The following is an 898-nucleotide window of genomic DNA, read 5'->3' on the forward strand; positions in this document are numbered from 1 at the left end:
CTAGGCAAGTCGTCTCGCGAAAGCTCTGAGGCCTGACCGGCGCCGGCAGCTCGTCGACGACGTCAGGAGCACTTGGCAGGTCAGCATCAGGCGGGCCTGCGGTGTGCTTCGGGCGGAGCGATCGAGCTACCACTATCGTGGGCGCCGCGCCGATCAGGCCGATCTGAAGAAGCGAGTGAAGGAGATCGCCGAGACGCGGGTGCGGTATGGCTACAGACGCATCCATGTGCTGCTTCGACGGGAGGGGTGGGTCGTGAACGCCAAGCGGATCTATCGTCTTTACAAGGAGATGGGTCTGCAATTGCGGCACAAGCCACCCAAGCGCCGGGTCAAGGTCAAGCTGAGGGAAGGCCGCTGCGCGGCGTCCTGCCTGAACGAAGTGTGGGCCATGGACTTTGTCCATGACCAGCTTGCGACGGGACCGAAGCTGCGGATCCTGACCGTCGTGGACACCTTCAGCCGGTTCTCGCCGGCGGTGGTGCCGCGCTTCAGCTTCCGGGCGCCCGACGTCGTGGACGTGCTCGAACGTGTCTGCGGTGAGATGGGCTATCCCGCATCGATCCGGGTCGACCAGGGAAGCGAGTTCGTCTCGCGCGAGTTGGACCTGTGGGCTTACACCCGCGGTGTCGTGCTCGACTTCTCCCGGCCCGGAAAGCCGATGGACAACGCATTTATCGAGTCGTTCAACGGCAAGTTCCGGGCAGAGTGTCTGAACCAGCACTGGTTCATGAGCCTCGACGACGCGGTGCGCAAATGCGAGGCTTGGCGCAGAGACTACAACGAGGTGCGACCCCATAGCGTCATCGGCAACAAACCGCCGATATCGCTGGTGAACCGGTCAGCGGCACATGGCCCGCCGCCGCCGGTCGAAGCTGGATGACCATCGGCCAAGTGGTCC

The 898-nt window shown here is 63.8% G+C and carries 1 pseudogene; it reads left to right on the forward strand.

The annotated features are described in order from the left end of the window. Nucleotides 1–19: 19 nt before the first annotated feature. Nucleotides 20–880 (forward strand): annotated as a pseudogene (locus O5O54_RS22215) (IS3 family transposase); the annotation flags it as partial. Nucleotides 881–898: the final 18 nt, after the last annotated feature.

The organism is Aureimonas sp. SK2 (assembly GCF_029813115.1).
Lineage (GTDB): Bacteria > Pseudomonadota > Alphaproteobacteria > Rhizobiales > Rhizobiaceae > Aureimonas.